General features: G+C 62.1%; 4 protein-coding genes. 3 read left to right on the top strand and 1 reads right to left on the bottom strand.

What is annotated here, in order from left to right:
* The first annotated feature begins 232 nt into the window (after positions 1-232).
* Together R6U20_RS05855 and R6U20_RS05850 are read left to right on the top strand one after the other, a co-directional pair.
* Positions 233-1,120 (top strand): ABC transporter substrate-binding protein, encoded by an 888-nt coding sequence (locus R6U20_RS05855; RefSeq protein ID WP_410336930.1) that lies wholly within the window; start codon positions 233-235, stop codon positions 1,118-1,120.
* Positions 1,121-1,154: 34 nt separating this feature from the next.
* On the top strand, positions 1,155-2,201 hold the full coding sequence (locus R6U20_RS05850; RefSeq protein WP_410336929.1) for a FecCD family ABC transporter permease: 1,047 nt from the start codon (positions 1,155-1,157) through the stop codon (positions 2,199-2,201).
* Between the two features lie 192 nt (positions 2,202-2,393).
* On the opposite strand, the gene R6U20_RS05845 is transcribed toward R6U20_RS05850, so the two are convergent.
* On the bottom strand, positions 2,394-5,816 hold the full coding sequence (locus R6U20_RS05845) for a DUF4175 family protein (RefSeq protein WP_410336928.1): 3,423 nt from the start codon (positions 5,814-5,816) through the stop codon (positions 2,394-2,396).
* 560 nt (positions 5,817-6,376) lie between these two features.
* Here R6U20_RS05845 and R6U20_RS05840 point away from each other — a divergent pair.
* Positions 6,377-7,141 (top strand): UDP-2,3-diacylglucosamine diphosphatase, encoded by a 765-nt coding sequence (locus tag R6U20_RS05840; RefSeq protein ID WP_410336927.1) that lies wholly within the window; start codon positions 6,377-6,379, stop codon positions 7,139-7,141.
* Positions 7,142-7,726 lie beyond the last annotated feature (585 nt).

Here is a 7,726-nt window from a genome sequence, read left to right as displayed (position 1 = left end):
TTAGGTTCGTCGTCAACAATAAAGACACGTTTTTGCATAACAACAGTCGGATTAAGGAGAGAAAAGACGCCAGGATAGAATTAACGAACCGATTGCGTGCTGGCCGTGCGATGACGAGCCCTAAAGAAGTCGCAAAGTTTACCTTTTCATGTCTGTGTTGTTCATCTAAATGAGAGATTTTTTCCGGACGTGTCGTTTTACTCCATTGGCGATAGGGAGTCTGCTCTTTACCTTGCTCTTTGTATGCGCCGGATGTGAAACCGACCCGCCTTCTGAACGCACAGTGACCGACGCGCTCGACCGCTCCGTGGCCGTGCCCGACACGGCACATCGGGTCGTGCCGCTGGCCCCGAATCTGACCGAACTTACCGTAGCCGCCGGCGGCGCCAGTCGTTTGGCCGCCGTCACGGTATCCGACGACTATCCGCCTGCGGTGGTCGACACGCTGCCCCGCATCCAGACGCTGCCTGTCGATTATGAGGCGCTCGTTCAGCACACCCCCGACCTGGTCCTCGCCACCGACCAGGTGAACAGCCCCAGCGATGCGGATCCGCTCACGCAGATGGATGTGCCCACGTACTTCTTCTCGTTCGGTGCGGTGGACGACATCTTTGCCAGCATCGAGACGCTCGGCACCCTCTTACGCACCGAATCGACCGCCCAGGCCCGCGCCGATACGCTCCGCCAGGCCCTCGATAGATTGCGCTCCACCACCGAGCCCCTCGACCGTCCGCGCGTGCTCGTTCTTGTGGGCGATGAGACGCTCTATGCATTCGGCGGGCCCAGCTACGTGCACGCCCTCATTGAAGCGGCTGGCGGCACAAGCATCACCGATCACTTCGAGAGCGCCGCTCCCACCCTGAGCGAGGAGTTCGTCCTGCAAGAAGCGCCCGATGTTATCATTGGACTGTTCGAGGCCGAGGCCCCCGCCGACCATCTGCTACGGCTGCATCCTACGTGGGACACGGTGCCTGCGCTCCAGAACGACCGCGTGTACACGGTAGACGCCGCCCTCGTGTCGCGGCCCGGACCGCGCGTGGTGCAGGGCGCGTATCGCATCGCCACGCTGCTGCATCCCGACCAGCCGCTTCCGAATCCCCCCTCACCCGTATCGCCGTAGCTGGCGTGCGTCTCCCCAAGCTTCCTTCCAATTTATGCGCACTGCGTTACGTTCTATTGGATTAGCAGGGGCTATCCTGGGTACACTGGGAGTCGCGCTTTCGATAGGAAGCACCGCCGTATCGCTGTCGGCCACCTATCACGTTCTCACCTATCGCACAGCAGCCCTCTTTGGGGGCGCAGCGTCGCTCTCGCCGCCCGACCCGGTTGCAGCGCGTATCGTGTGGGACCTGCGGCTGCCCCGCGTGCTGCTGGCTCTACTCGTAGGGGGCGGCCTCAGCGTGGTGGGCGTAGCCATGCAGGCGCTCGTGCGCAATCCGCTGGCCGAGCCGTACATTCTGGGCATCTCCAGCGGGGCCTCGGCAGGCGCATCGCTCTTCTACCTCGGACTGCTCCCCCCGCTGCTTGGGCAGATGTTGTCCATGCCTCTGGCGGCCTTCCTGGGCGGCTTGCTGTCTATTGCCATCGTATACGTGGTGGCCTACACCGGCACACGGCTCAGCGTAACCCGGCTGCTGCTGGCCGGCGTCGCCATGTCGGCACTGATGGCGTCGATCACGTCGTTCATCACGTTCTCCTCGCCCGATCCGGGCAAGCTGCGCGCCGTGCTCTTCTGGCTACTGGGCTCCCTAAGCGGCACGCAATGGGGCGATCTGCTTCCTCCACTCATCACCACCATAGCCGGCACCGCCTTTCTGTTCGTGCTGGCACGCCCGCTCGATGCCATGCTCATTGGCGAGGAGTCGGCCTACCACCTGGGCATCCCCGTGGAGCGCCTGAAACGCGCCCTTATTCTCCTGGCTGCACTCATGACGGGCACGCTCGTGGCCGTGGCAGGAGCCATTGGGTTTGTCGGACTCATTGTGCCGCATGCCGTACGCCTGCTCTCGGGCGTGGCACACCGGCGGGTGGTGCCGTTTTCCTTCGTGGGGGGCGCGCTCTTTCTAACATGGGCCGACCTGGCCGCACGCACCCTGCTGCCCGAGCAAGAACTGCCCGTCGGCATCCTAACAGCAATCTGCGGCGTGCCCTTCTTCCTGGCTCTCTTGCGCCGTGGCTCGTACGGGTTTGGTGCGCCGTAGCCATCTGGTTTGTAGAGGGATACACAGCCGACCGCTCATTCCTTCATTCCAATGCAGACCCCGAAGGCATCGCATCTCCATGCGGGCTCTCGTCTGGGCGTGACACTCATGCGTATCCCCCCGCACGTATCGCAGCCGTGCAAGGGCATACCCAGAATGCCCCCACCCGTCCACACCTCCACCCGTCCACACCTACTCCTCTTCCAGCGCCTCAAAGTACCGCCGGATGAGCGCCTCATACTCCGAACTGTAGCCGCCCTCCAGCGCATCCAGCACGCCCTGACGCAGCACCTCTTCGGCCTCTTCGGGCGGCAGTTCATCGGGCGAGCGGCGGCGCTCGACCTCCGTAACAGACTGCCCCTGGCGGCTCTCGCTCTGTCCTTGCGATTGCAGCGCCCGCTGCGCCTCCAGCATCTGCGTTACGATGCGCTGCTGGCGGTCGAGCAAGTCGCGTTCGTTGCGCGGGGTTTCCATCTCGTCGAGCGACTGCTCCATCTCATCCGCAATACGATCCAGGTCGCCCATCATGCTTTCGGCAGCGTCTTCGTTGCTGAGCGACTCCATCTGCTGTTGCATCTGCTGCTGCTGCGCCCGGAGCTGCTCGCGGCGCTCCTCCTCGTCTACGCTTAGCCGCTCGCCGCCTACGTTCTCCAGATGCTCCTGCAGCGCCTGGTTCAGCGCCTGCTGATCGCCCGTCATCTGCTGCATCTGCTGCATCATCTGGTCCATCGACATGCCGCCGCTGCCCTGGCCCCCGCCCTGCATCTGATCGAGCACATCCGAGAGCAGCTGGGCCAGTTCGTTCAGATGCGTCATAGACTCGGTCTGCGCCGGACGCGCCTGGTTGCCGTTGCGTTCATCCAGTTGATTTACCGCTTCTTGCATCGCGTTGAGTCCGGCTCCAAGCTTTTCGCGCACCACGCGCGAGAGCTGCGGTGTGCTACGCGCCACAGCCGAGAGCGAGTCGCCCACGGTTTCGAGCCCGGTGCGCAGGCGCTGCTGCGACTGAACGAGCGAGCGAAGCTGCGCGCCATCGCTGGAGAGCCGGTTGACCTCAGCACGCAAGCGCTCTTGCTCCTCAGACAGCCACAGCGCATTCTCAATGGCATACCAGATGCCCTCCGCATTAATCGACTGCTGGCCCTGCGCCATGCTTTCCCCCATCTGGCTAAGCGACGACGACATCTCGCCCAGTCCGTCCTGCGCCTGTTGTTGGGACGATTGTGCCGACTGCATATCCTGGTCGCCAAGCGATTCGGCAGCAGCCTCCATCTGCTCCTGGATGTCGGATTCATTCATCTGCTCCTGCATCGCCTCCATATCCTCTTGAGAGAGGCCCGGCGTGTCGGCGAGCGTGTCGTTCATGCTGTCGATCGCTTCTTGCAGCTCCTCCATGCGCTCGCGAGCCCGCTCCTGCTGCTCCTGGAGCTGTTCGGCGGTATCGGCGTGCTCTTCGGTCGCCTCGGGACGCTCATTGGCCGCTTGCTCGGCTTCCTCGGTATCCGACTGAATAGATTCCTGGGTTTCGCGGAGCTGCTCGGCGCGGTCGCTCATCTCGTCAAGCTTCTGCTGCCCCCGCAAGCGCTCGAACAGCTCCATGGCCCGCTCCAGACGCTCCTGATACGAATCCATGTTGTCCTCGGCCTCCGACATCGACTCCTGCATCTGCTGGAAGTCCATCGACTCCATGGCTTCCTGCATCTTGCGGAGCGCCTCTTGCATCTCCGGATCGTTAATCTCGCTGATGACGTCTTGCAGTTCGCGGTACATTTCGCGCGTCTCCTCACGGCCCATCCCCTCACGCTCCATCTGCCGCGTGGCCTCTTCCATCTGGCGCGCCGCCTCTTCGACCTGATTGCTCATGGCTTCTTGCTGCTCGCGCATGCGCTCGGCCTGCGACTGGTCCTCCCACGAGGCCTCTTGCGTGCGCCGCACCTCGTCGCGCAGCTGTTCAAACTGCTCGCGCATCGCGTCCGACTGCTCCCGAACCGATGAAAGCGACTCTTCGGTATCGTCTTGCGAGCGGTCGAGTTCGGCATACCGGTCGGCAGCGGTAGGCACGCGCAGGCGTTGCGTGGCGGTTTCAGCCGACTTGTACCCGGCCACGGCGTCGTTATCGAACACTTCGGCATAGTACACCACCTCGTCGCCTGGCATCAGGTCGAAGCCAGTTTCTTGCACGACCATCCAGGTGTGTTCAACCTGCTGTTCAGCTTGTGCAGGGCGTTCCAGCGGAATGTCGAAGGATTCGTAGGTTGTGTCTTCGGTATCGGCATTGTCGCGGTCAAGGTCGCCCCGGTCGAGCCGGTAGTGCACCCGCAGCTGCGAGAAGCCAAAGTCGTCGCGCAGCCGCAGCGCCAGATCCGCCACACGATCCGATTCGAGCGGCGCCGTTGCCTCCGGCGCCTCGAACGACACGCGCGGCGGCTGGTCGGCACGCGCCGTCACGTCGTACTGCACCGGGTCGGGGTTGGCTACGTCTTCTTCGTTGCGCAGATGGATATGATAGCTACCCGATTGGTGCACGGTGAAGGTCGCCGTAGCTGTGTCGCCTTCAAGCTCCATCGGACGCTCTGTGCCATCGTCGAAGCGCAGCACCGCCTCCGTCATCGGTCCACCGCCAAGAGTCGCCTCTACCGACACAGCACTCCCGCGCAGCGCCGCCACATCGCCCGTGTTAGGCGCAAGGCGCTCGGTCTCTTCTTGTGTGTAAGCAGGCGGATCGACCGTCACGTTAAGCCCGCGCACCAGCGGACGCGTGGCCGTGCTGACGCTGTACTCGGGCGAGGTGACTTCGGGCGTGCGCACCCGATATGTAAAGCTCGACCGCACGTTGGGCAGGTTGAGCGTCCACGTAGAAGCCTCGTTGCGGGCGGTCATGCGCTGCGTGCGGGTGCCCTCGGGCGTGTCCATCTCAACGACGACCGATTCGGGCCGGGTGTCGTCGATGCGATCGGTAAGCGCAGCTTCAATGGTGAGCGCCTCGCCCTGCACCTGCTCCACATCGCCGGGCGTAACGTCGAGTGCATACGGTGCGGGCCGCTCAAATGCCGTAGCTGGTGCAAACAGCCGCGCCGATGCCTCGGGCAGTACCGCCCAGGCCAGCACCGCTACCAGCAGCGGAATGGCCAGCCATGGTGCAGCGCGGCGCACGCGCGACGGATCGACCAGTGCATCGAACGAATGGGCATCGAGGGCTGCACTGAGCTGCTCCACCGCAGCGGTACGCACCGCCGGGGGGGATGCGCTGGCCCGGCCTTCGTCGAGTTGAAACAGCGCCACCAGCCGGTCGGCAATGGCCGGCGTGGCAGCGCCTACGGTGCGTGCTAAGGTTTCATCGGAAGGCAATGGCCACATCCCGGCCCACTGCAACAGGGGCGGCAGCACCCGTACGCCCAGGTAGCCGCCCAGGAGCAACGTGCCTCCTGAAAGCAGTGTGGCACGCAGCGCCGTTGGCATCCAGAGCCATGCTTCCAGCACGAGCCCAATGAATCCGACTGCCCCTACAACAGCCGCCCCCCAGCACAGCGCAGCCAGCGCCTGAAAGAGCGCATCGCGGCGATACATACGACGCAGGCGACGCCGAAGCGATGCAACAGTGGCTGAAGAGTCCATGACGCGGTCCCGTTTGGAGAAGCACACTACACTGTGCGGTACCTTCAAATGCAAAGGGGTGTTTCTGTGCAGCGTGTTTCTGCGTAGGCTGGATGCACGGCTCCTCCCTTGCTATGTAGGATTGTGGGATTAGCCGTCCTATGCTACGACACTTTTCCGCCGCGACTTCTCATAACCAGGCAACTTGTGCCGAATGCTTTTGGCTCCGTCGGTACCAGGTCCTGCGAGTAATCTCAAAAAGTCACAAAAGACGAGGATTGAGAACCAAATTTTGGGTGATTAAAACGGGCTCTCAGACTACTAACGACAGGACGTACGCAGTTGCAGCTCACGAATGTCATCTCGTCGCGAGGCTCTGCCTCGTGACGCCGTCGTTTAGGGGCTCCGCCCCGTCCACAGGCAGGAAATGACGCCCCTCGGGTCAAGTGCGTAACTCCTATAACGAGATCACAACTGTTTCATGATGTGCTCGTAACGTCCTCGGCAGCTATGCGCCTTACATTAGGGGTGTACTGCCTGTTGGCGCACTCTGCTATGTACCTTACCTGCCTCTACCTCTTATGGATACAGCGCCACGCTACCGCACGGTCTGGATTTCGGATGTACATCTGGGGACCCGTGATGCCAAAGCCAAGTTTTTAATCGACTTCCTTACGCATCATTCGGCAGAGCGCTACTACCTGGTGGGCGACATCGTGGATGGATGGTCGCTGGCTCGCTTCTGGTACTGGCCCGAGCCACATAACCGCGTGGTTGAGGTCCTGCTGCAGCGCGCTCGCGAAGCCGAGGTGCTCTACATTCCCGGCAACCACGACGAGGCGGCACGCCGCTTTCCGGGACTGCGTTTCGGCGGAATTACGACGCACATGGAGTACACTCACACCACCGCCGATGGCCGCCGCTTCCTCGTTCTTTACGGCGATGCCTTCGATGGTATCATCCGGCATGCCCCGTGGCTCTCGCATGGCGGCGCGCTTGCCTATCAGGCCCTGCTTGCGCTGAACCGGCACGTCAACCGCGTGCGCCGCTGGATGGGACTGCCGTACTGGTCGTTTTCTCGATATGTGAAGCAGCGCACCAAACGTGCCGTGCAGTTCATCGCCAACTTCGAATCGGTGGTCGCCCAGCGGGCCGCGCGCGCCTCGGTCGATGGCGTCATCTGCGGACACATTCACCACCCTGTGATGCGACGCATCCAAGACGTGCAGTACGTGAACACCGGCGACTGGGTCGAAAGCTGCACCGGGCTCGTTGAGCACCACGACGGCGCGCTGGAACTGCGACAGTGGCCGCCCACACGAACAGATGGTGTGCCTCCACAGTGAACGCAATGAAGCCCCCCAGCCTGCTCTCTCAGCCTCTTCTTCGGGCGACACCGCCCCTTCCTCCTCGCCTCACGTCCCTGAACCCACGATCTCGTAATACCAGCTCTCCATGTTTCGCTGGGGATGCGCGATGTGGGGCTCCAGCCAAGGGCACGATTCCAGACGTACAAGATCGGCGCTGAGATCCGTCTGCCTGGGTATGTCAGGATGACCTGCGGGATGAGGGAATCGTTTGTTCGATCGCTCAGTAGCAGAGCTTTTCCCAGGTGCATAGTGAATAGTGGCGGGTACCATGGTACATGACAAAACTCACATGCTCCTTCACACACCCAGGTTTTTGTCATTCTGAGGAGCGCAGCGAGGGCCGGAGGTCATGCCTGTTGTACGAAGGGGCCGACAGGTCATCCGTTGCGGGAATCTCTTTGAGCCGAGCGGAACCAAGGGCAGATCGCTGTCTCTCTCCGGTCTGATTCCGCCCTTTAAAACATTTACAGACGCAGTAGCGGTAAGACCTATATAAGAAGCTGCCGGCGCAAACTTCTCAATTGTGTTTGCCAGATTTAGATAGGAGGTCCGGAAGTCATG

The organism is Longimonas sp. (assembly GCF_046498435.1).
Taxonomy (GTDB): domain Bacteria; phylum Bacteroidota; class Rhodothermia; order Rhodothermales; family Salinibacteraceae; genus Longimonas.
This window is presented reverse-complemented; position numbering and strand designations above follow the sequence as displayed.